Origin of the sequence: Gilliamella sp. Nev6-6, from assembly GCF_001690605.1 — a bacterium.
Lineage (GTDB): Bacteria > Pseudomonadota > Gammaproteobacteria > Enterobacterales > Orbaceae > Gilliamella > Gilliamella apicola_C.
The window spans coordinates 23,044-47,382 of the sequence record NZ_LZHP01000097.1; the positions used below are offsets into that span (position 1 = coordinate 23,044).

Here is a 24,339-nt window from a genome sequence, read left to right on the forward strand (position 1 = left end):
GTTATAAAAAATTAGTCAATTGTTGGTAAACTTGCTCGGCTTGAATAGTTTGCATCATTTTTTCGTTTGAGATAATGCTAAATTGGTTTTTTCCATAACCACCAATCAAATTTGGATCAGTTTCACCAAATAAAGTGATATTTGGGCGATCTAGTGCTGCGGTTAGATGGCTTAATCCGGTGTCTACTGAAACCACTGCTTTTGCCCCAGCAATAATGGTTGCTATGTCGGAAAGCGATAGTTTGGGTAGCACTTCGACGTGTTTAAACCCGTGAGCTAGTCGAATTGCCCGTGCTTGCTCATGTGGCGCTCCCCAAGGTAATTTTATTTTTAAGCCTGTTGGTTCAACCAGTTTGATCAAATTTCGCCAGGCTTCTTCATTCCAATGCTTTTCATCTCGCGTTGTTGCGTGTAAAAAAATCAAGTATTGCTGATTATCATTGGGTAATGAAGATAAAAAATGTTGAGCAATTGCATAATCGCCAATTGAGTCAGGCTGTTTGTATTGTAGGCTTTGTGCAAACAATAATCTAATGCGCTCAATAGCATGCATTTGTTTCGGTATGCTGTGTTTTACATCATAAAACCAACTTGCAATGGGTTCTTTTATGCTTTTTCGATCTAAACCATGTTTAATGCCACGTGCTTTGCGTGTGATTAAAAAAGCACTCTTAATTAACCCTTGTGCATCAATTATACAGTCATATTCTTGCTGGCTAAGTGTTTGGATAAATTTATGGCGTTCTTGACGAACATTTTTAGCAAACCAATTTTTTCGCCAACGTCTTATCGCAACAGGAATTACTCTATCGACAGCAAAATGCCAGCTAGGTATTTGAGTAAAATTTTCTTCAACTACCCAATCAAATGTGATGTTAGATAAGCTATTGGCTGCATCGGTCAAAGCTGGTAATGTATGTAGCACATCACCCATTGAAGATGTTTTAACAACTAATGCACGCATTATTCATTACTCTTTTGACAACGCATAATAAGATTCATTAATGTTTCAAAAACACTATCTGGCTTAATATCAATTAAACTTTGATGATAACCTTGCTCGGTATCACCTCTACGAACACGATGGTATCCAGTCATTAAACGGATAATTTCTGCCTTATCTGATAGCGGCGGAGTAAAATCAGGGCTACTTGGCCCATAAAGAGCCACCAATGGTTTATTTAACGCAGCTGCCACATGCATTAATCCAGAATCGTTAGTCACAATTGCTTTACAAGCTGCAATTAAACTAACGGCTTGTTCTAATTGAGTTTGACCGGCCAAATTAATGCATTTATTTGCATAGGTCATTTTTGCCATAATCTGTTCACCTACATTTTTATCATTTGCTGAACCAAAAATAATAATTTTGGCATGCTGTTTAACAAGCATATCGGCAAGTGTAGCGTAATGATAATCAGGCCAACGTTTGGCAGGTCCAAATTCAGCACCAGGGCAAAAACCAATTAAAGGCTCTTCTTGAGTTATTGAAAAGGTTGATAGAACTTGGGTTATTTCATCCTGCTTGACATTGAGCTTTGGCCACAATAGCGGATGTGGTAAATCGGAAGCTGAATGAATTTGATCTTTAGGATAAGCAAGCGCAATATAGCGTTCAACCATTAATGGAAAAGCTTGTTTATCAAGTTTACGTAAGTCGTTTAATATTCCATAGCGCATTTCGCCTTTCCAACCAGTGCGTTTAGGAATTTTTGCAAAAAAAGGTATCAATGCTGACTTGAATGAATTGGGCAATACAATGGCCTGATCATAATGATTATTTCGCAGTGATTTACCTATCTCACGACGTTTTGTTAAAGCAAACTCACCATGACCCAATGGCATTGTAATTGCTTGATTCACCTCTGGCATTCTATTTAATAGTGCAGAGCACCAAGCTGGTGCTAGCACATCAATTTCGTTACTGGGCTCAAGTTGTTTTAATGTACGATATAGGCTTTGCGACATCATCATATCGCCAACCCATGAAGGGCCGATAATGAGTGTTTTCATTTGATCAGATCCTTTTTATTGCTCATTGAGCCATTTCATATATTCTGCGGTGCCTTCTGCAACAGTTTTAAACTCGATTGGGCATTTTGTCTGCCTAAATTTAGTTAAGTCAGCCTGCGTATAGCTTTGATAGCGTCCTTTTAGGTGTTCAGGAAAAGGAACATAATCAATTTCATCTTTTTTATGGTAATTAAGCACTGCATCGGCAACAGCTTGGAATGATTCTGCTCGGCCTGTTCCACAGTTATAAATCCCCGAGATTTTATTTTTCCAAAACCATAAATTGACCTCAACCACATCACTGACGTAAATAAAGTCACGTTTAAAATTATCGCTACCAGTAAATAGTTTCGGTTTTTCGCCTTTATTAATTTGTTCATTTAAATGAAATGCGACACTGGCCATACTGCCTTTATGTGATTCGCGAGGTCCATAGACATTAAAATAACGGAATCCGCAAACTGGCGAGTTAGCTTGTGGTAATAGGCCTCTTACATACTGATCAAACAAGAATTTAGAATACCCATAGACATTTAATGGTTTTTCATAAGCGCGATCTTCAATAAAGTTATCACTGCGCCCGCCATAAGTGGCGGCAGATGAAGCATACAAAAATGGAATGTTGAAATCTAAGCAGTAATGCAATAAATCTTTGGAATAGTCGTAGTTATTTTCCATCATAAACTTGCCATTCCATTCAGTGGTTGATGAACAAGCACCTTGGTGAAATATGACATCAATATCAAGATCTTCATGACTGATAATGGCTGTAATAAATTCATCTTTATCCATATAATCAGCAATATCTAAATCAGTCAAATTGGCAAATTTTGTGCCATCAGTTAAATCATCAACAACCAAGATATTTTTATATCCTTGGTCGTTTAAACCTTTAACAATATTACTACCAATAAATCCAGCGCCGCCTGTTACCACGATCATGTTTATTTTCCTTAACCAATAAAATCAATCCGCTTATGATACCGATTTATGGCAAAATTTTCGAGTAATCATTTTAAAAAACGTGAATGAAAGCCAGACTATTTAGAAAATTATCTTAATTTTGCTGTAACTAAAATATATCTGGCCAAATTAAGATAAGGCTTAGTTTGGCAGTACTTTTGTTCAAGTTCTAATAGTTGCTCAAAGTGAGTTTCAGCTTTGGCTTTATTGGCAAGATAGTCGTGGAAAATACGAATGCCTGTTTTTTGTAGGATGGTAAAATCGATTTGATTAAGCCATTGATATACATCAATGGGTTCCCTTGGAAAATCGGGCGAAAGCGTCTTTTTTTTGCGCTTAGCTAAACCTGCTTGTGTATAGCCAAAATTGCCTAATGTGACAGTTTTAAATAAAAGGGCATGATAGTTATAAAACATTAACGATAAGTAGCCATCGGGTTTAAGATGTTTTTTTAATGCTTTTAATAATGCAATTGGTTCAGCGATCCATTCTAATACAGCATGACAAATAACTAAATCAAAAGGTTGGTTAATTAAGCTATCAAGCTGCTGAATCGGGCAGCAAAGACAATTTATCTTTACGTTTTCTATCTGTGCTTTTTGTTTAGCAAGTGCTAACATTTGTTCTGAGATATCGCAAAGTGTGACTTGATGCCCAAGTTTTGCAAGACGGCAGGCAATTTGACCTTGCCCTCCGCCCGCATCAAGTATGGTGAGTGGCCTATTAGGTGGGTAGGTTGCTAGGATCTCTTCTAGTGTTTGCCAAACTATCGCTTCGCGAATTTTACCTTTGGTTGTGCCATAAATGTTTTGTGCAAACTTGTTGCTGATATCATCAAAATTGCGATCTTGTTTATTCATAAGTTATTTTTGATTGTTCAACTGTTTTGCTTCATCATTTATTTGTGCTATTTTGTTTGCCATCTTCGTGTAGCATTGTTCCATTAATGCTCTAGCATCTTCTTTGCATAGATTTTTGGTTTCAATTGGTTCTAGCATTTCAACAATCATATGGCCATTATTTAAACGGTTTAATTTAATGTCATTGGTTTGCGATACACAAATTGGCACAATTGGTACACCAGCAGCAATTGCTGCTTTAAATGCACCTGTTTTAAATGGCAATAGTCCTCGACCACGGCTACGAGTGCCTTCAGGAAACATCCAGATAGATATACCGCGTTTCTTAATTTCATTGACGACTTTTCCGATTGTATTGCGTGCTTTTGATTTATTGTCTCGATCAATAAGAATATTGCCTGTAAGATAGTAAAGTTGCCCAAAAAAAGGAATCCAAGCTAAGCTTTTTTTACCTACGGTAACCGTTTTGGGCTGTAGTACATTAGCGGCTACAATTACATCGTAATTATCTTGATGATTAGCGATATATACGCAACTACCTAATTTATCAATATCAGGATAGATGCGAGTATCAACCTTTATACCCATTATGGGTTTAAAGACAAACCCAAACAAATGAGCAAATCTTGCTACATTTTTGGGATTTCTTGGGTTAAGTAGGCAAAAAATGATGCCTAAGACACAAATGATAATACCAATTATTACAATGCTAATTAAGCGAAAAAGAAATACCATAATTTACCTCATAAGTTGATTTGGCGTATTATATACATAATCTGAGTTAATATACAGTTTGTTAAAAAACAGTTATTCAAGGAGGTTTATGCATAAATCGACTATTATTTGGGATAAAAATCAGATACCTGTTTCTACTTATTTTGATGATGTGTATTTTAATACGCAAGGCGCAATTGATGAAACAAAGTATGTATTTATAGATGGTAATAATTTACAGCAACGCTTTGTTGAGCATAACAAAGATACCTTTGTTGTTGGCGAAACAGGCTTTGGCTCTGGATTGAGCTTTTTGATCTTATGGCAATCTTTTTTGCATTTTAGGCGTCATAACCCAGAACATATACTTAAATACCTTACTTTTTTTAGTATCGAAAAATACCCACTATCGTTAGATGAATTAATAAAGGTTCATGATAGTGTGATTTCTAAAAATAAAACACTATTTTTGTTAGCTAGGCGACTTCAAAACGGTTTAATTAACTCTTCTTGCCAGTTTGATAATGTCAGTTTAGCGATATGTTATGCTGATATCAGCCATTTTTCGACATTTTTAACTAAACAAAAGGTACTTGTTGATGCTTGGTTTTTTGATGGGTTTTCGCCAGCAAAAAATCCAGATATGTGGACAGAATCATTATTTAAAGATTGTTATGCATTAACCGCCTTAAATGGCTCATTTGCCACTTTTACTGCGGCTGGATTTGTGCGGCGAAATTTGCTTAATGCAGGATTTAACGTGCTTAAACGTAAGGGTTATGGGGTTAAGCGTGAAATGTTAATTGGTTATAAAGATAAGTAGCCTTGCCAAGGAGTTTGGCAAGGCAAAATGGTTATTTAAGTTTTATTCAGCTTAAAAATCAAATTGATAAATTAGATCTAATGTTTGCGCTAAGCTTGATGTGGCATCTAAATAGAGGCTCGGCATTAAACGATAACGTAAAGTAAATGTAGCTAATGAATCAAATATACCAACGCCATATTTGAGTTGCAAATTAGGTAATATATAACCGCTAACCACAACTTTAGAGCTATTGCCTGCGCCTTGTGTATCAAGTGTTAGATTTTTGATACCAAATAGGTTACCGATATCGCCAACATATTTACCTGTTTTTGCTGTGCCAATACCAACTAGCAGTGCTGTCATCATGTCGCTATCACTTTGTTCTGCGCTATCAAGTCCTTGACCGCGAATTATGTAGGAAAGGGCTTCTTGTTGTGACATAGCTGGGTCTGAAAATATTTCAATTTTAGGTGATTGAGACGATCCAGTAACACGAATTCCCGCCATGATATTGCTATTATCCATTGATTCAGGATTGCGTATAGCTTCAATATCAAGCCTAGCTTGATCTGCCGATCCTGAGAATGTGATAATGCCTTTATGAATAATTAAATCTTGCCCATAGGCGTGGAACCGACCTGTTGGTATCAACACTTCTCCATGTAGATCAAGTCCTTTATTGGTTTGTGTCGCAATCAGATTACCTTTAAGAGAGGCATTTAACCCAAATGCATCAACAGTGACTTTATCTCCAATATTGATCTCAAGATGGCTAAAGATGTTCATGCCAAATTTTTGTGGTTTAATTTCTTTTCGATTTGTATCAAGCATAACTTCATCAGGAGATACATCAATGCTTGATGGCGGAAGTGATTCAACCGTTATTTTCCCTTTTGGTATGTTAACTTTACCTAATAATGTTAATTCGTCTTGTGTCGCATTGATTTTAATATCTGGAACAATGGTCATAACAATCATTGGCGGCACCGAAACTTCCATAGCAGCCCCATTCACGGTTAACGAAGCTTGCCATTTGTCAAAGGTATTCCAGCTGGCATTACCATTAATATTAACATTGCCTGCTTGCGTAGCTAAAATACCTTTTAATGTGGATGATTTCCCATTGAAATTGATATTAACTTTGGCTGATTTAATATCAATGGGTAATTGACTTGACTTTATTTCGCTATGTTTTAAGCCAATACTACCAGTTAGTAACGGATCATTTAGTGAACCAGAAAATTTAACTGTGCCATTAATAGCGCCTTTAGCATAATCTTTGCTATCCAATAACGGATTAATAATTGCTAAAGCTAATTGATTGATATTTAATTGACCACTTAATTTTTTTTGTTTTACTGGATCAGTGATAACAAGGTTACCATTGATTTTTCCTAGCTTATTTAAACTAAAATGCCAATCGAGTTTGGCTTGTTGCTCATTAAACTCAGCCTCTATTTTAAAAATATCGAAAGGTAGAGGCAGCACTTTTGAGGTAAGCATTTGTTGAATATAAACATCAGAGCTAGTTATATTGGCTTTGATTGATGGTAGCATACTATCATGATTAAATTGTATGATGACTTTACCATTAACATTACCTGCAAGTTTGGTTTCACCATCGGTTGGAATGGGCAATTTAGACAGATTAATCTCTTTTAAGGTAATGCTTGTATTGGTATTATTAGTTAATGATAATTGTTTATCAAGACAAATACTTGACTGATTATTATTCCAACAGTTGGCATTAATACTGGGCACTTGATGGGCTACATCATAAGATAAGTCTACTGATTTAGTGAGCTGCCAATTGTTATTATTGCCTAAGTGAAGTAGGGCATGAGGAATCGTTCCGTTCCATTTTGTACGCGCTTTATTCAGTTTTCCTATTAACGAAGTTTTCAATGATGCTGGTTCACCATCAATATCAACCGTTAAAGTATGAAGGTTTTCACTGCCAGATAGTTCAATATTGGCTTTTTTGATTGTTTGACCAGGTAGCTCTATTGTTTGAGCCGTTAACTTAATATTGCCACTGGCTTGGTTTTTATATTCCACTTTGCCTGTAACATTGGCTTTAGCTATTTTTATTGTATCGAAAGATAGTGAATTAATGGTTAAATTCGTGTCTACGATTGCATTATTAGATGTGCCATTGAGTTTTATATTTCCAGCAATAGATCCTTGCATACCATCAACTAATAGCGGTAATGATTCAAGATTCAATTTTGCTAACAAGTTGCCTTTATCGTTCGCTCCATTTAAACCTATCTGATTTTTACCCCATTTAATTGCAAGATTATTTGCAGTAACTTTATTTTCGGAATTACTAGACATACTACCAGATGCAAAAAAATCAGCATGATTAATATTACCTTTTAACTGTACGTCGGGTAAATTAAACGCCCATTTACCCTCTTCAAGCTTACCAGTTGTTTTTAATAGACCATTTAATCGAATAGGATAACTTGGTAGCTCGTTAGTGAGATCGACATTATTTAGCTTTAGGCTTGTATCCCATTGTAATGCTTGTAACCAACTTATATTTCCCGCTACATTAATTTCCCCATGCGGTAATTTTATGTTGGCACGCTCTATCATTGCGTCTTGGTTGGTTCCTGTGCCCACAATCTCAAACTTGGTATTGGCTAGTTCTTGTCCCTTTATATTACCTTTGGCTGACAGTTGATATTGTTTTACATTACCCTTTATTGATGTTGAAAAATCATCTAGCTGGTATTGCGCTGATCCCTCAATTGGCCATTGAATATGCTTACCTTCAAGTTGAGCCATTATAGGTAAGTATTTTTCAATAAAATTAAGGTGCCCACTCATAGCCATTTGATTTAAACCACTCATCTTTATATTAGCTAATAGTTCGCCAAGCAATTTTCCTGAAAACTGAGCATTTAATTGGTTTTGTTCAGTATTCGCTTTAATTAATGCTAGTACAGGCCAGTTATCGTGTAATGTAATTTCGCCCGAGGCAGAAGTATGTCCATTGGCATAAGGGGTGCTAGCATCAAATTCCACTTGTTTTACAATAATGTGACTATTGACAATATCGGTTTGAATAGCAACGTTATTAAATCGATAATCTTGTCCACCAATATGTAATAACCAATGATTACCTGTTAAACTTGTGACATTAATATCTAATGGGATATTAACTTGGGGCAATGAATCAATTAGCGGTTGATTAAAAATCTCGGTAATTTTTTCATTAAGTGCAATGTCTTTGTCTATTGTTGTTACGGTTTGATTTGTCAGTGTTTTATCCGCAAAAATAGCACTTAGATCTGTTGCAACAGCAGGGTATACATAAATCTGATGATTCACCCATGTGGCTTTTCCTGTAAAGTCTGACATGCCAAATTGCATATCATCAACAATAACATTGACATCCGTTAGGTGGGTCTGTTTAAGATCTATCGGTAATGGTGTTTTGAGCTTGAAGAGGTTTTCTTCATTAGGTTCACTTGCTGGCTCACTTGATTCACTTGGCGAACTGTCAATTTGTTCGGTGTTAATGGAAACTTTTACCCCATTGGCATTAAATTGATCTACACACACTTCTGTTTTTAATAAGCAAAGCCCAGAAAGTGACAATGAAGCCTCATTGACTTGAACATTAACACCTGGTAATTCAAGGGAGAACCCTTGTATATGTAGATCATGAAACGTACCCTCAACTTGGGCAATTTTTAGCTCGGGTAAAAATTTATTTAAAACATAAGTGGTTATTTTGACACCTAAACTTGTGTAGATAAGTAGAATAGTAAAAACAGTGAGAAAAACGATAACTGATAAAATGGCAGCGCTTCGTTTTTTCCATTTACGTATCCGTTTTAATTTTTTTACTTTTTTAATTCTAGCCGTGTTGTTATTCATTTTATAATTCACTTCCTAAACCAATATATAGGTGAATAGAACCGCTTTTTTGGTTAAGTGGCGTTGCTAAATCGACTTTTATTGGGCCAACAGGTGAAGCCCAGCGAATGCCGATCCCCGTTCCTGTATAGAATTTAGTTCTATCAACTTTGTCAATAGCTTCTCCTGTATCGACAAATGTGGCTCCCCACCATGAGCCAGATAAATTATATTGATATTCAAGTGAGCCCGTGATAAGTTTTGAAGCTCCTTTTAACTTGCCTTTTTTATCTTTAGGTGAAATAGATTGATAACTATAACCTCGAATACTACGTTCACCACCAGCAAAAAATCTAAATGACGGTGGAACACGGTCAAAATTGTTTGCTTGTATAATGCCAAAATTCCCACGAGCTATAAATCGATGGGATTTTTGTAACGAGCGAATCCATGCGTGTTGTGCTTGAAAGCGCATCAGATTAATATCAGAGCCTAATGATTCACCAGCAGCTTCAAGCGAATAACGTTGAGAATCTCCCCACATTGTTAATAAATTACCGTCAGAACGAATTCTAGATAAGCTAAGTGATGGATAATATAAAAATGTTCTAAAGCTAGCATCTCCTTGGGTAAAATCATCACGTAATACATTAAAACCTAAAGCGGTTTGCCAACCATAAAAATTATCCCAGTTGCGTAAAGCGCCAAATGTATAAGATTGTGAGTAGGTATCATTATTATCAATCTTTTTATAACCACCTTGAATGGTGTAATACTGTTCAAGCGGTGATTTTTTTAAAGGAATTTTATAACTCATCGTAACCAATTGTTCTGGCGAGGATAGCGATAAATTACTTTGAAAACTCTGCCCACGGCTATTGATCCATGGTTTGTTCCAGCCAATTTTTCCGTGCACACCGTTATCTGTTGAAAATCCTAATCCTAGATCCATATTATTTTTCTTTCTAGGCGATGTATCGACATCAATTGGGAGTATTTTACCTTCTGTTAAATGAGGAAAGTCAGGCACAACTACAACTGAGTTAAACCAGTTTGTTGAGGTAAGGCGCCTATTTAATAATGACAACTGCTCTGCCGTATATTCTTCACCCTCTTTAAATGGCACAATATTAGCTAAATAATCTTTACGGATTTTGGCATTATGAAAAGTGACTTTACCAAATCGATAGCGTTTACCTGTTGTATAATCAATATTCCAAAAAGCTTGATGTTCAGACAGTAAAACCGCTAACTGATGCTTGGGCATATTGGCATCAAAGTAACCTTTTTTTAGTGATAAATCTTGCAGGTTTTTCTTAAATGATTCATAAACACCATGATTTAATATATCACCGATTTTGGGTAAGTTGTTTTTTTGTAAATATTCAAAATCGGGATCGTGTTGACCTTCACCAGTAATACTCACATTGAGTTGCTTAACAAGCACAGGCTCGCCTGGTGATATATTGACAACAAGAACTTTAGGATTTTGCGCGTTATACTCGAAAGTCGGTGAATAATAACCTAATGCACGAAGCGATTTTTGCACTTCATTTTCAAAATAACGCTTAAAATTGGGTGTATCATCAATTTTATTGGGGGCGATTAATGATATACGAGCATCGACATTGTCAGCAAGTTCACCTGATAATCCCTTAATTGATAACTTCATATCAGCATAACTTGATGTAGCACATATCACTAAAAGCAAGCCTAATGACCAAGAAAATCGTGACACATACACCTCGATATTTGTTAAGATTGAAGTAATTTTATATGTCCAATATAAGGCAAATGGCGGTAATGTTGTGCATAATCAATACCATAGCCAACCACAAACTCATCAGGAATGGAAAATCCAATATATTTTACGGGTACGGCTACTTCACGACGTGACGGTTTATCTAATAACGTACAAATTTCAATGCTACGAGGATGACGTAATTTTAAAATCGCCATCACCTTACTAAGCGTATTACCGGTATCAATAATATCTTCGATAACCAACACATCTTTATCACGGATATCTTCATCTAAATCCTTTAATATTTTGACGTCCCGATTACTTACCACCGCATTACCATAACTTGATGCTGTCATAAAATCGACTTCGTGTCCAACAGTAATGGCTCGGCTTAAATCTGCCATAAAGATAAATGAACCACGTAAAAGTCCAACTAAGATTAGCTCATTTTGGCTATGTTGATAATCTTTACTGATTTGTTGACCTAACTCGATTACTCGTTTTTGGATATCATCTGATGATATCATCATGCTTAATTCGTGTTTTTTCATTAATAATGCTCAAGTTAATTTTCAAAAAAATTTAATTAGATTCTAGCAATTTTCCTTGATAAAAAGAATAAGCAAACTTACTTTTTATCAAACTAAGATAAGAATGAATTTTAATATTTTATACTGAAATGCTTAGTTACCTAAAACCGTCTGACCACTCTCTTTAACTTTCTTTTTTTGTAAACGCCGTTTTTTAAAAAAATCACTTAAAATAGTACTACATTCATTAGCTAGCACTCCGCCAGTAACTTTAGCATAGTGATTGATACTTGGATAAGCAAGAATATCAATAAAAGAACCTGCGGCGCCAGTTTTGTAATCGCTTGCACCATAAACAACACGTTTAATACGACTATGAATAATGGCACCAGCACACATAATACAAGGCTCAAGCGTGACATAAAGAGTTGTATTGATTAGGCGGTAGTTAGTTAAAAGTTTTCCTGCTTGCTCGATAGCCATAATTTCAGCATGAGCCGTAGGATTATGTTTACTTATGGGTTGATTATAGCCTTCACCCATAATTTGATTATGTTCATTAACAATTACCGCACCTACAGGTATTTCGCCTATAGATTCGGCATGTTTAGCAAGCATTAATGCATGTTGCATCCAATATTCATCTAACATTTTACGACTATAGGTTATTGAGATTTAACACATCACGCATGTCATATAAACCAACGGGTTGTGTGGCAAGCCATAGTGCTGCACGCACGGCACCATTGGCAAAGGTCATTCTACTCGACGCTTTATGGCTAATTTCAACCCGTTCGCCAATGTCTGCAAAGATAGCGGTATGTTCGCCAACAATATCACCTGCTCGAATAGTAGCAAATCCAATAGCGCCTTGTGGTCTTTCGCCAGTATGACCTTCACGACAATAAACAGCACGATCGTTTAAATTGCAATTAAGTGCATCGGCAATCGCTTCGCCCATGGCTAATGCGGTGCCTGATGGTGCATCGACTTTATGGCGGTGATGGGCTTCAATGATTTCAATATCAGTATAATTACCCATGATTTTGGTTGCTTTTTCTAATAGTTTTAGCACTAGGTTAACGCCAACACTAAAGTTTGCAGCAAAAACAATAGCAATTTTTTTTGCTGCATCGGCAATCGCTTGTTTACCTGCCTCATCAAAACCGGTGGTGCCAATAATCATCATTTTTTTATTTTCGACACAAAATGCTAAGTGAGTCAGCGTACCTTCTGGGCGGGTGAAATCAATCAATACATCAAACTGATCTTTTGCTTGTTGTAAATTATCAGTAACTTTAATGCCACAAATACCGATTCCAGCCAGTTCACCTGCATCACTACCAAGCAACGATGAGCCTTCGCGCTCAAATGCTGCACCTAAAGTCACGCCTTCGATTTGTGCAACGGCTTGGATGAGCTGTCGTCCCATTTTTCCGCCGGCACCCGCAATTGCGATACGAATCATATTTGTTGACATATAACTTTCCTTAACTTTTTATGGCTATAGATAAATAAATATTATAGCGGAAAATAAGCAACTTATACATAATGTCAAATTGAAATACTACAAATTTCGAGCGCTTTTTATTTAAAAAGAGGTGAGAATTATGATGCGATCTCCTTGGTATTTTGGTTGGAATATTGTTATTGCAGCCTCGCTTTTAACGTTGCTTTCTAGCGGATTAAGGATGAGCATGAGCGTATTTTTTCTTCCTATTGCAAACGATCTTGGTTTTAGTCGCAGCGTGCTTTCTGGCATTATTGCTATCGGTATGCTTTTTTCGGGTATCGCCACGCCAATAGCGGGGTATTTAGAGGGAAAATATGGCACTCGCTTTGTGCTCATATTAGGATCAATCATTATTATTGCCTCAACGGTTTGGTCTGCGAATTCTCATGATTATTGGAACTTTTTCTTGTCTTTTGGTATTGCGTTATCTTTTGGTACTTCTTTTGTCGGTTCTGTCAGCTTTACGCCTATTGTGGCGCGTTGGTTTATCAAACGAAGAGGGTTAGCATTATTTATTCTATCAACAGGTAGTATGGCTGGCATGGCGGTGATGTTACCTGTTTTTGCTTTCTTCATTCCAATTTATGGTTGGCAAACCACACTAGTTTCGTTTGCGGTGATCTTCATGATTATGGCATTGCCTATTGCCTTTTTTATTATGAAAGATAATCAATCTGAAATTGCAACATCGAATATAGATCCTGTCATCAATCAAAAAACAGATGATAGCATCAAACTTATGGACGTATTAAAAACACGTCCATTTTGGCAGCTAAGCTTTGGGCTTTTTACCTGTGGTTTTAGTATGAATTTATTAGGAACACATGGTGTTCCAATGCTGGTTGATCACGGATTTGATTCAATCACCAGTTCTAACGGTATTGGTTTAATCGGTTTAGTCGCTATTTTTAGCACCCTAGTGTTGGGGTATCTTTCTTATATAGTGCAACGAAAAAATATTTTAATGATGGTCTATTTAATCCGAGGATTAGGTTTTATTGCTCTTGTTTTAGCATCAAGCAAATGGCAGCTTTTTACTATCGCAGCAGTAGGAGGGCTGGTTTGGGCGGGTGCATTGTCATTATCGGGCATAATTACCGCTGATATTTATGGAGTAAAGCTTGTCGGATTACTTTCTGGATTAACCTATTTTTTTCATCAAGTGGGCGCAATGATTGGCTCATGGCTTGGTGGATGGGCTTATGATAATTTACATAACCACTTAGTTGCCTTTGGTACGGCTAGCATCTTATTGTTGATGGCGGCTGTGACTGCTTATTTCCTTCCTAAACAATTACCGCTTGTCGCAAAACACGCAAAACAATAGTCTAAAACAAATGGACGCCAAATTGCGTCCATATCTATCTATAAAATTTTTAGATAACTTTTATAAAACTTTTAATAGTTCAACATCAAAAATTAATGCGCTGTATGGTGGAATTGATGCGCCAGCACCTTGAGCACCATAGGCTAATTCTTGAGGAATATATAAACGCCATTTTGACCCTTCAGGCATAAGTTGTAGCGCTTCTACCCATCCTTGAATTACACCGTTAACTGGGAACTCAGCAGGTTGACCACGCTCTACAGAGCTATCAAATACCGTGCCATCAATTAATTGCCCAGTATAATGAACTTGAACGCGATCGGTCGCTTTAGGTAAAGCACCGTCGCCTTGTTTAATGATTTCATACTGTAGACCAGATTCAGTTGATTTAATACCATCTTTTTCAATGTTTTTAGCAAGAAAATCTTTACCTGCTTGAGCCATTTTTTCGGCTTGTTTGGCTTTTTCTTTCGTTGCTTGTTCATGCACATGGCGTAATGCATCATGTAGTTCTTGTAAAGGCAGGGCAGGAGGGTTACCCGCTAAAACATCTTCCATTGCAAGTTTTAATGCATTAAGCTCTAAATTGTTTAATCCTGAGTCTTTTAATTGTTGACCAATTTGTAATCCAATAGCATAACTTGCTTTTTGCTCTGTTGTCTCTAATTTCATTCTTTACCTTTTATTATTAAAAATAATGTTTATTGTGACGCTATTAAGTTGGTTGATACCACAACAAAAGTCAAGCAATAATTCGCATGATGGTCTGATGTTAGCTTAGCTTATTAGCTAATTGTGAAAGAATTTATCAATTTGGCTAGCACTTAGATAAAATATCAGCGATAATATAAATTATAATTTTTTTTATGGATAATTTTAGATGCTGTTTCGTAAATTTACCGCCTTTGCAATTGTAGCAAGTGTTTTATTAACGGGATGTTCAGTTGTTGAACGTTGGGTATATAGACCAGATATCAACCAAGGCAATTATGTAACACCAGATGCTATTGAGCTATTACAAGTTGGTCAAAGCAAAGAACAGGTTGTCTTTATTATGGGCTCACCAATGTTAACTTCTGTTTTTGGTGATAACATTTGGTATTATATTTTCCGCCAGCAACCACAACATGGTGGCGTTAGCCAAAGAAATTTTGCTATCTATTTTGATGAAATGGGCATAGTAAAAGATATCAAAACCACAGAATTAGCGGGTTCTAAATCATTAGAAGAGATGAACAAACAAGGTATATCAGATCCAATTGATGTCAAATCTGATGATGAGAATTTGACCCCTGAATCTTAAAAAATAAAAGCCTCGTTAAATCATGAGGTTTTATTTTATAACAAAAGATTAAATTAATAGTAATAGTTATTTAAAACAGCCATGATAATGACAATATATATAATAATAAATACGATAGACGCTATAAATGCAATTAGAGCGTATTTCCAATAACTATAAAGGTGCTCAATAGCACTAACGATATCATATTCTTGTTGAGTATTGGCAACTAAACTAAATGAACTTCCCGATTTAAACAGCTTAACGCCAGCGATGATTTGTGGAATACCCACAATAGCGGAAATAATACCTAAGCAGAGAAATGCACCAGCAATTATAGAAATAACACCAAAAATCTGTTGCATAGCAGAAATAAACCGCATGTGTTTCTTTAATAATTCAGATGCTTGAAAAGTTATAGTATTTGTTTGATTTGTATCCATTTTTATTCCTTATATTATCGCTTCATTTAAAAGCGACGGATAGCATAACAGCTTTTTAATTATTGTCGAAGTATTTTTGTATATGCTCTAATAGGGTACAAACTATAATGGTTATATAACATCAATACTTTTCCTAGCTAATTTTCACTCTAAAAATCAGTCAGAAAAGCCATTGATTTTATTGAAGTTTTTGTTTTGTTTTTTTAATAAAAATCAAAGCGTTGTTACCCAAGCCATGTATGGATTAGGGAATTTGTATAAAGTCGTTCCTTTAGTTTTTTTAAAAAATTCCGCAAAACACCAGTCAAGATTTTTTATTGCTTACGCTGTTGTCGATTAAAAAACAAGCTACATAAAAGATCGATTAAGACAAAAATTTAAACGTTAGCTTGATTTTAAGCTTGTGCCAACGCTTTTAAATTATTCTATCTTTGATATCAGGTTTATAATCTATGTTCTTGCGATTTGTTATTTGTTAACTATTTGTTGATTACTAACCATTGATTGTTTGTTATTGGCTAAATGTTTTTGACTCTTGATGTAAAACCTTACCTTTTGATTTAATTACAACGGTGCAACGATATCAAGGCGTTCTATCTGCACGAACTTGTTCCCTATGATATAATAAGCCATCGTTTTTATCTTATCTAGTTTTTTCCGATATGCTGGGAACTTGAGTGATTCCCGATAATGGAAAAATATAGCAAAGAGCAAAAATAATATTGATTTAAATTCAACAAAAGCGTTATAAACACGGATATATCAATGAATTCAACCCTTAACAAATTTTCCATTGCTCCTATGCTGGATTGGACCGATAAGCATTGTCGCTATTTTCATCGAATTTTAACTAAGCAAACATTGCTGTATACCGAAATGGTAACAACAGGGGCAATTTTATTCGGTAAAGGCGATTATTTAGCGTTTAATCATGAAGAGCATCCAGTCTGCTTACAATTAGGCGGAAGTGATCCAAAAGCGTTAGCGCAATGTGCAAAATTAGCACAAGAGCGTGGTTATGACGAAATCAATTTAAATGTGGGTTGTCCATCCGATCGTGTACAAAATGGCATGTTTGGTGCTTGTTTAATGGGAAAAGCTGATTTAGTTGCAGACTGTGTTGCACAAATGCAAGATCAGGTTGATATCCCAGTCACAGTAAAAACCCGAATTGGCATTGATGATTTTGATAGCTATGCTTTTTTGTGCCAGTTTATTGAAAAGGTGATGCCTTATACTAATACATTCATTGTACATGCGCGTAAAGCCTGGTTATCGGGATTAAGTCCTAAAGAGAATCGTGAAGTGCCACCGCTTGACTACGACCGTGTTTATAAGCTCAAACAAGATTATCCTCATTTAACCATAGCTATCAACGGTGGTATAAAAACAATGGATGAAATAAAACACCACTTACAATATGTTGATGGTGTAATGGTAGGGCGAGAAGCATATCAAAACCCTTGGTTATTGACTGAAATCGATTCGAAAATTTTTGGTGAAAAGCCCTCTGTCATCGACCCGATATCGGCTATTCGTGCTCTTTATCCTTACATTGAACAGCAGTTAGCACAAGGTGCTCAGCTTAACCACATTATGCGTCACACTTTAGGCCTCTTTAATGGGTGTAAAGGTGCAAGGCAATGGCGACGTTATCTTAGCGAAAATGCGCACAAAAAAGGAGCTGGAGTCGATGTGGTAGAACAAGCTTTAATGTTTATAGAATAGTTTTTATAGAATGGTTTTCCTAAAATTGTCATTATATTCGCTTATAATGACAACAATTGCACGCAGTTAGTGTATCGTTATATACTAGCCCACAATTTTTCTAATGGTTTTTATCTAGTGCGTTTAAATTCAAGTCAACAAAAAGCGGTCGAATATGTTTCAGGTCCTTGCCTTGTTTTAGCGGGGGCAGGATCAGGAAAGACGCGGGTTATCATCAATAAAATTGCCTATTTAATTCGGGTGAAAGAATATTTACCCCGTCATATTGTCGCAGTAACTTTTACTAATAAAGCAGCACGTGAAATGAAAGAACGTATTGCCCAATCGCTTAGTAAACAAGAGGCCAGAGGGCTGAAAATTTCCACATTTCATACTCTAGGATTAGATATTATTCGCCGAGAGTACAAGCATTTAGGTATAAAATCTAACTTTTCATTATTTGATGATCATGATCAAATAGCGCTACTTAAAGAGCTGACTCATCAATGGTTAGAGGGTGATAAGGATCTGATAAATCAGTTACGTGCAACAATCTCAAATTGGAAAAATGATATTGTTGACTCAACTCTTGCTATGGCCCGAGCGCAAACCAACAAAGAAAAGCTATTTGCCCATTGTTACCTGCTTTATGAAAAACAGCTAAAAGCATGCAGTATTTTAGACTTTGATGATCTGATTCTAATGCCCACACTGCTATTAAAAAATAACGAACAAGTGCGGGAAAAGTGGCAAAATAAAGTGCGTTATTTATTGGTTGATGAATATCAAGATACCAATACAAGCCAATATGAATTTATCAAATTGCTGGTTGGTAGCCGAGCTAAATTTACCGTTGTTGGTGATGACGATCAATCTATCTATTCTTGGCGTGGCGCAAGACCAAAAAATTTAGTATTACTCAAACAAGACTTCCTCCATTTAGAAGTGATTAAACTAGAACAAAATTACCGATCATCAGGTCGAATTTTAAAAGTAGCAAATATTTTAATCGAAAATAACCCACATATTTTTGAAAAAAAACTGTTTTCCGAACTGGGTTATGGTGACGTATTAAAAGTTATTTCTGCCGATAGTGAAGAGCACGAAGCCGAAAAAGTGATTAATGACCTTATTGGTCATCGCTTTGCTAATAACAGCCAATATGGCCAATATGCCATATTATATCGTGGCAATCATCAGGCAAGACTGATTGAAAAAATGTTAATGCAATACCGAGTACCATATCGAATCTCTGGTGGTACATCGTTTTTTTCGCGAATTGAAATTAAGGACTTGATGGCCTATTTGCGTTTATTAACTAATCCTGATGATGATAATGCCTTTATTCGCATCATTAACACACCCAAACGAGAAATAGGTCCTGCAACCATTCAAAAACTGGGCGAATGGGCTAATCAGCGAGGAGTGAGTTTATACCAAGCAAGCCATGATATGGGCTTGACCGAGTTTTTATCTGGCAAACGCATGGAATCATTACAAGTTTTCATTCACTGGTTCGATACACTTATTCAAAAAACACATACAGAACCCATGAATGCTATTTATGAACTACTGCATGGCATTCATTATGAAAGTTGGATTTACGAGACATCCGCATCACCAGCAGCAGGGCAAATGCGCATGCGCAATGTTGAACAGTTGATTAGTTGGTTAAATGATATGTTACAAGGTGATGATATTGATGAAGCAATGACGCTTGAGCAAGCAGTTGCCAGATTTACCCTGCGTGATATGTTAGAACGTAACGAGACTGAAGAAGAGCTCGATCAGGTTCAACTCATGACATTGCATGCCTCTAAAGGATTGGAATTTCCATATGTTTATTTGATCGGCATGTCTGAAGGCTTATTACCCCACCAAACCAGTATTGATGAAGATAATATCGAAGAAGAGCGCCGTTTAGCCTATGTCGGTATTACTCGAGCACAACGTGAGCTCACCTTCTCATTTAGTCGGCAACGAAAACAATTTGGCGAAACACTGCAAGTTGAACCGAGCCGATTTTTATTAGAGCTACCACAAGACGACTTAGCTTGGCAAGATCAGCGTAATGCATTATCACCCGAAAAAAAAATGCAACAAGGCCAAAGTCGGTTAGCGATGTTAAAGGCGCAAATAGCCAAAGCGAAATAATCAACGGTCAATAATCAAAATTAAATAACTAAATAATTAAAAATCCTTATTATCTAAGGAACAATAAACGATGAAGTTTATCATTACAGCTATTTTAATTTTTACCTGTTGCTTTGCCAATGCGACAGAGTTAAAGTCTAAAACTCATAACCTGCGATTTTTTATCTTGCTTAAAAAATTTCAAGCCGAAAAAAAACTTACCAAGGCTTGATACAGTAACAGGGAAAGAAATACTCAGTCAATTTACTGATCCTAAGCTTATTGCGGATTTGTCAAAAGATAAGCTAGAAGAACAACTGAATATCACCAATTATATTAATTGATTAGTTGAAACCTATTTAACTTTTTCACTCAATGAATTAAACACGATAACGGATTAAGATTTCACTAATAATCTAAAACGATTCCAACCCGAAGTTATTTTATTAAGTAATTTTAATATAGAATATTTTGCTACAATATCGCCATATGTTAACCAATTTTATGAAGAATTGCCAGATTCGGAAAAAAGTGCGTTAACACTACTTAGCGTTAACGCGATGCAATCTGAAATGCTAAAATATTATGCAGGTGGATTAATGTGGATGGACTTGCCAGACTGTTTAACCGACCAATCTAAACTGAAAATCATCACCATGCTAGCAAAATCTGTTGAAAATTATGCAAAATATATACCTGAATCAGAAAAGGCCAAAATTATCGAAAATGCTGAAAATTTGATGACCAAACAACATCAATTTAAATCACAGTTATCACATATTATCGAAGTAATGAAAAAGAACGAATGTGAAACATTATGCCAAATAACCCCGCCAAATGAGAACAATATTTATATAAATTAAATAATTAAAACAGAAGGTTATTAATGAATAATAGAATAAATAATTTTTAAAGATACGATATGTTTTGGAATATAAAAAATTAATCCTAAGTAATGATATTCGTTATCATGATCAAAATAATAAAAACTCAATTGGTGATATTTTGTTAATCTAATATAATAAACAATCAAAAATCATTGACGGATAGAAATAGCTTTATATAATACACATCGTCTAATCAACAAATCCTATCTAAGTCTCCTTAGCTCAGCTGGATAGAGCAACGGCCTTCTAAGCCGTAGGTCACAGGTTCGAATCCTGTAGGGGACGCCATTTAATTATTAAAAAAATCAATAAATTACGCTATACTTTAAAATCTAAAGGAAATCTCACTGCTTAAGTTAGGCTAAAACGCTTATACTGCTATTTTTATTAATGTCGCTTATTATGTAATAGTCTTTATGCTTACCCATTTCAATGATCAACAGTTGGCTATTTGGCAGTGAAACCAGTCGAGTAAAACCCGAAAGTAGCACTGCGATTTCCTAATACTATTCCACCAGAACAACAGTAAATCCAGCAAACGGTAAATGAAAGGATTTATCGATCAGGTGAAAGACATCAAGTGGTTTATCTGATGAAGATTGGTATAAATTAACTCGACTATTATTTTGTTGCTAATTATATGAGAGAAAAAATACAGTTAATTGAACCAGCGCGATTGATTGTTAAAAGAAATACGATGTATATAATTACAAATCATCTTACTACAAGCAGGAATAGATTATTGCCAATTATTCGGCATAACCGACTAAAAATCAGCCAGAAAACGCATTGATTTTATTTAAGTTTTTTGATTGTTTGTTGCGCCGGTAGTGGCGTGATAGCATCAGAAGCCGAAGACCCGAACAAAAACCGCCTTGATATAGGCACAATCAGCTTTAGTGATATCAAAAACAAAGCCGAATTTAACGTCAGCCATATCTTGGTCAGTGGAGGCACAGGTGGCGCGAGCGCTCAAATGGCGTACCATAACAGTGAAAAAGACTCAAGCATTACCCATTTAGCGATAGAGCAAGGTCAACTCATCATCCGCAATCAGGACAAACAACAACAGGATATCAACGCATTAAGCCAAGATACCGAGAATGCGAACCACATGCTAAAACCGATTTTTGTAATGGCACAACTTGCTCAATAGAAGTAAAAAATTATGATATAGAAAAATATTCTGATAATCTGATTAATAATATTTCTAAACAAGCAATTGAACGACAAAGACATTTACCAAATGGTATGCGACAAGATGTTGTGATAGATGTTAGAGGGCAGCATTTAACGCCAGCGTTAGAGTTCAAAATTAGACAAGGAATCGTTCGAAAATCTAACGGGATCATTAAGCGAGAACAAATTACGTTTAAAAAAAAATAAGGAGTAAATGATAATGTCAGAAGATACTGGTTTTTGTGGGGGAAGTTCCATATTTGCTCTAGGTACAGACAGTGATATGAAATTATTTTTTGATTGTATTTCATATTATCTGCTGCCGAAATATCCTAAAGAAGATTGGTCTATTTTAACAGACCGTTTATATCGTCGATATTTAAAATTAGAAGAGTTAGATACGGCTGAATCTTTAATGAAATTGGTCGAGGAAGAGTTTAAACAGTTAGATAGAGATGCCATTGATTGGGGTCCTATTTTATCAGGTAAAGCCAAAAGTGGTTTGGACAGAACAAAATCAACTTTATATGATATTTTTGATGATTACTTTTATGCATTTCATCAGTGTGTTGAATCCGCCAAGATGAATCATGAATGGTTTAAATCAGAACCCGATTATAAGTATCGACCAGTAATGGTATGCATGGCTCAAGTGCCTTATGTTGTTGATTATGGATATATACCTTTATCTGTTTTTGATAACTTAGGAGCAGATGAAAAGCCGATTTGGTGGACAGGAAAAATCCCTAAATAGCGAATATTTTTTGATTTATTGGTTTTCAGCTTTGGCAAGATATCGTTGAGCTGAAACCAACATCTCATAAAAAGGCAAGAAACAATCTAAAACAAGCTCAACAATAACCCAAAATCAAATCCAACCAAACAAAAAAACAAAACATCAGCGTATTATTGCAACTGGCAGCTGGACTTGCTGCTATCAGTATGGGGAATGCGGGTGATGTTGGGGGACTTCAATAGCTACGCGGAAAAATGCGGTATATGAATCAGAGGTGAAGTTTAATAAGGATAAACCAGTAATAGCAGATCCAACTAAAGCAAAAAAACAATATGGAATTAGACCTCATCAATTTGATGAATTGAAAAAACTCTATTATTTAAGGAAGCGGTAAAAATGGTAATAAATAGTGAATATATGAGACAATTGTTATTAGAAAGGGAGCGATTTGATAACCCCCCGGATTATACAGTAAAGACAACTGGTGTAGGAATAGCAAGATTTGTTATTCATTGCAATAATGATGTAGATGAAGTGCTGAACTTAGCTAAAAGAATATTAGTGATAGTAAACTATAATTCAGAACCTGTTTGGCCATCTTTTGAAGAATGGTTAAAAATATTACCAGATAAGTTTATTAATAATTGTGCAAAAGAATTAACGAAAGAAGAATTAAAAGAACAAAAAATACAATGGGATAATCTAACTTATGAGCAGAGGTTAGAAGAAGCTAAGAAAGATCAAGCATGGACTTTATCTGATTGGCTTGGATGGTTAGAACCTGATGCTAGAGAGTGGTTTTGGTGGAATGCACATAAATTTGATGGTGAAATTGAAAATACTCATTTTCTAATTGAAGTTACAGCGTTAGATGATCCTTTTCCATCAGGTGCTTTAAAATGGTTATTTAAGGCTTGCGGTGCAATTGATGTCATCTCTACAGATGATATTTGATTTTAGCTCTATCCTACATTTGTGTATTTGCCAGTTAGAGGTGGCAGTTAATCCTGTCACCAAACCCTATAATTAATATTCCAAGTACTAATTTTCTTAGTATAAACCTTAGTTATTATTACAAGGAAACTCAGCCCAGCCTTAGCGGGAGGTTTAGGGGCAGCAGCGAGTGAACGTAGTGCTGAAGTCATAGCGGGCATTTTATATCCGGATAAAGCAATAACAGAGTTATCGCAAGAAGAGCGACAAAAAATCAGCGCACTATCCCAACTAGCTACAGGCCTTGCCATCGCAGCATCTGGTGGAGATATCCAAGATGTGAATACGGGGATTGCTGCGAGTAAGAATGCAGTTGAGAATAACTTCGCAGCAGTTGTAGTTAGAGCTGGAGGGATGATTTGCGTAAGAATTTCGGTTTGCGCAAACTATGTTGCTGGAACAGGTTTAGCTGCATTATTAGGTATATCTGTGGTTAATAGCCTTAGTGAGAATGATAAAACTAATGCTATTAATGCGATTAGAAGTGGTGATTCATTTGCTATAGCTAGTTTGACTGAAGAACAAATAGATTTTCTAAATAAAAATAAAAATGATTTTCTTATCGCTGATTTTGCAGACAGAATACCGCTAATTCATGGGCAAGAAAGTAATTCAAGTACTTCACAAAACAACGGCGTTG

At 35.8% G+C, this 24,339-nt stretch carries 22 protein-coding genes, 1 tRNA gene and 1 pseudogene; 12 read left to right on the top strand and 12 right to left on the bottom strand.

The genetic code is table 11. The features are described 5' to 3' along the window. Position 1 precedes the first annotated feature (1 nt). The 5 genes from rfaC to A9G42_RS12080 form a co-directional block, all read right to left on the bottom strand. On the bottom strand, positions 2-964 hold the full coding sequence (gene rfaC, locus A9G42_RS12060; protein ID WP_065653539.1) for a lipopolysaccharide heptosyltransferase RfaC: 963 nt from the start codon (positions 962-964) through the stop codon (positions 2-4). After that, the gene (rfaF, locus tag A9G42_RS12065) at positions 964-2,013 is read right to left on the bottom strand and encodes an ADP-heptose--LPS heptosyltransferase RfaF (RefSeq protein WP_065653540.1); all 1,050 of its coding nucleotides are present in this window, start codon (positions 2,011-2,013) and stop codon (positions 964-966) included. The genes rfaC and rfaF overlap by 1 nt, the downstream gene beginning before the upstream one ends. A 15-nt stretch (positions 2,014-2,028) precedes the next feature. Beyond that, a complete protein-coding gene (gene rfaD / locus A9G42_RS12070) occupies positions 2,029-2,955 on the bottom strand; it encodes an ADP-glyceromanno-heptose 6-epimerase (RefSeq protein WP_065567262.1) in 927 nt (308 codons plus the stop codon). A gap of 110 nt (positions 2,956-3,065) precedes the next feature. Then, positions 3,066-3,836, bottom strand: coding sequence for a methyltransferase domain-containing protein (locus A9G42_RS12075; protein WP_065653541.1), 771 nt, complete (start codon positions 3,834-3,836; stop codon positions 3,066-3,068). Positions 3,837-3,839: 3 nt separating this feature from the next. After that, entirely contained in the window at positions 3,840-4,571 is a 732-nt protein-coding gene (locus A9G42_RS12080; protein WP_065653542.1) for a 1-acylglycerol-3-phosphate O-acyltransferase, read from the bottom strand. Between the two features lie 88 nt (positions 4,572-4,659). Here A9G42_RS12080 and mnmD point away from each other — a divergent pair, with 88 nt between their 5' ends. Next, entirely contained in the window at positions 4,660-5,373 is a 714-nt protein-coding gene (gene mnmD, locus A9G42_RS12085; RefSeq protein ID WP_065653543.1) for a tRNA (5-methylaminomethyl-2-thiouridine)(34)-methyltransferase MnmD, read from the top strand. Positions 5,374-5,424: 51 nt separating this feature from the next. Here mnmD and tamB read toward each other — a convergent pair whose 3' ends face one another. From tamB to dapB, 5 genes are all read right to left on the bottom strand, one after another. Beyond that, a complete protein-coding gene (gene tamB / locus A9G42_RS12090; protein ID WP_065653544.1) occupies positions 5,425-9,246 on the bottom strand; it encodes an autotransporter assembly complex protein TamB in 3,822 nt (1,273 codons plus the stop codon). 1 nt (position 9,247) lies between these two features. Then, positions 9,248-10,963 carry an autotransporter assembly complex protein TamA gene (tamA, locus tag A9G42_RS12095; protein WP_065653545.1) on the bottom strand — a complete coding sequence of 572 codons (1,716 nt, stop codon included), beginning with the start codon at positions 10,961-10,963 and terminating at the stop codon, positions 9,248-9,250. A 17-nt stretch (positions 10,964-10,980) separates the two neighbouring features. Continuing rightward, positions 10,981-11,520 carry a hypoxanthine phosphoribosyltransferase gene (hpt, locus tag A9G42_RS12100; RefSeq protein ID WP_065653546.1) on the bottom strand — a complete coding sequence of 180 codons (540 nt, stop codon included), beginning with the start codon at positions 11,518-11,520 and terminating at the stop codon, positions 10,981-10,983. A gap of 132 nt (positions 11,521-11,652) precedes the next feature. Beyond that, entirely contained in the window at positions 11,653-12,150 is a 498-nt protein-coding gene (gene tadA / locus A9G42_RS12105; protein WP_065653547.1) for a tRNA adenosine(34) deaminase TadA, read from the bottom strand. A 7-nt stretch (positions 12,151-12,157) separates the two neighbouring features. After that, complete coding sequence (gene dapB, locus A9G42_RS12110) at positions 12,158-12,979, bottom strand: 4-hydroxy-tetrahydrodipicolinate reductase (protein WP_065588702.1); 822 nt, start codon at positions 12,977-12,979, stop codon at positions 12,158-12,160. Between the two features lie 130 nt (positions 12,980-13,109). Here dapB and A9G42_RS12115 point away from each other — a divergent pair, with 130 nt between their 5' ends. Further along, positions 13,110-14,339 carry an MFS transporter gene (locus A9G42_RS12115; protein WP_065653548.1) on the top strand — a complete coding sequence of 410 codons (1,230 nt, stop codon included), beginning with the start codon at positions 13,110-13,112 and terminating at the stop codon, positions 14,337-14,339. Positions 14,340-14,399: 60 nt separating this feature from the next. On the opposite strand, the gene A9G42_RS12120 is transcribed toward A9G42_RS12115, so the two are convergent. After that, positions 14,400-15,011, bottom strand: a complete 612-nt coding sequence (locus tag A9G42_RS12120; protein ID WP_065653549.1) for an FKBP-type peptidyl-prolyl cis-trans isomerase — start codon at positions 15,009-15,011, stop codon at positions 14,400-14,402. 208 nt (positions 15,012-15,219) lie between these two features. Here A9G42_RS12120 and bamE point away from each other — a divergent pair, with 208 nt between their 5' ends. After that, entirely contained in the window at positions 15,220-15,642 is a 423-nt protein-coding gene (gene bamE, locus A9G42_RS12125; protein ID WP_065580089.1) for an outer membrane protein assembly factor BamE, read from the top strand. 53 nt (positions 15,643-15,695) lie between these two features. Here bamE and A9G42_RS12130 read toward each other — a convergent pair whose 3' ends face one another. After that, positions 15,696-16,064 carry a DUF5362 family protein gene (locus A9G42_RS12130; RefSeq protein ID WP_065653550.1) on the bottom strand — a complete coding sequence of 123 codons (369 nt, stop codon included), beginning with the start codon at positions 16,062-16,064 and terminating at the stop codon, positions 15,696-15,698. A 765-nt stretch (positions 16,065-16,829) separates the two neighbouring features. Between A9G42_RS12130 and dusA the strand changes: the two genes are divergently transcribed. The 9 genes and pseudogenes from dusA to A9G42_RS14405 form a co-directional block, all read left to right on the top strand. Beyond that, positions 16,830-17,792 carry a tRNA dihydrouridine(20/20a) synthase DusA gene (dusA, locus tag A9G42_RS12135; protein ID WP_065567275.1) on the top strand — a complete coding sequence of 321 codons (963 nt, stop codon included), beginning with the start codon at positions 16,830-16,832 and terminating at the stop codon, positions 17,790-17,792. 117 nt (positions 17,793-17,909) lie between these two features. After that, complete coding sequence (rep, locus tag A9G42_RS12140; RefSeq protein WP_065653551.1) at positions 17,910-19,925, top strand: DNA helicase Rep; 2,016 nt, start codon at positions 17,910-17,912, stop codon at positions 19,923-19,925. A gap of 491 nt (positions 19,926-20,416) precedes the next feature. Continuing rightward, the gene (locus tag A9G42_RS12145) at positions 20,417-20,767 is read left to right on the top strand and encodes a hypothetical protein (protein ID WP_143426166.1); all 351 of its coding nucleotides are present in this window, start codon (positions 20,417-20,419) and stop codon (positions 20,765-20,767) included. Between the two features lie 235 nt (positions 20,768-21,002). Continuing rightward, positions 21,003-21,079: transfer RNA gene (locus A9G42_RS12150), tRNA-Arg, on the top strand. A gap of 547 nt (positions 21,080-21,626) precedes the next feature. Then, positions 21,627-21,947 (top strand): hypothetical protein, encoded by a 321-nt coding sequence (locus A9G42_RS12155; RefSeq protein WP_143426167.1) that lies wholly within the window; start codon positions 21,627-21,629, stop codon positions 21,945-21,947. Between the two features lie 243 nt (positions 21,948-22,190). Then, the gene (locus A9G42_RS12160; RefSeq protein WP_065653554.1) at positions 22,191-22,724 is read left to right on the top strand and encodes a hypothetical protein; all 534 of its coding nucleotides are present in this window, start codon (positions 22,191-22,193) and stop codon (positions 22,722-22,724) included. A 378-nt stretch (positions 22,725-23,102) separates the two neighbouring features. Then, a complete protein-coding gene (locus A9G42_RS12165) occupies positions 23,103-23,660 on the top strand; it encodes a hypothetical protein (protein ID WP_065653555.1) in 558 nt (185 codons plus the stop codon). Between the two features lie 252 nt (positions 23,661-23,912). Then, positions 23,913-23,966, top strand: a pseudogene (locus A9G42_RS14890) (hypothetical protein); the annotation flags it as partial. A gap of 12 nt (positions 23,967-23,978) precedes the next feature. Further along, positions 23,979-24,339: hypothetical protein (locus A9G42_RS14405; protein WP_143426168.1), on the top strand; the 361-nt coding region annotated here is incomplete at its 3' end.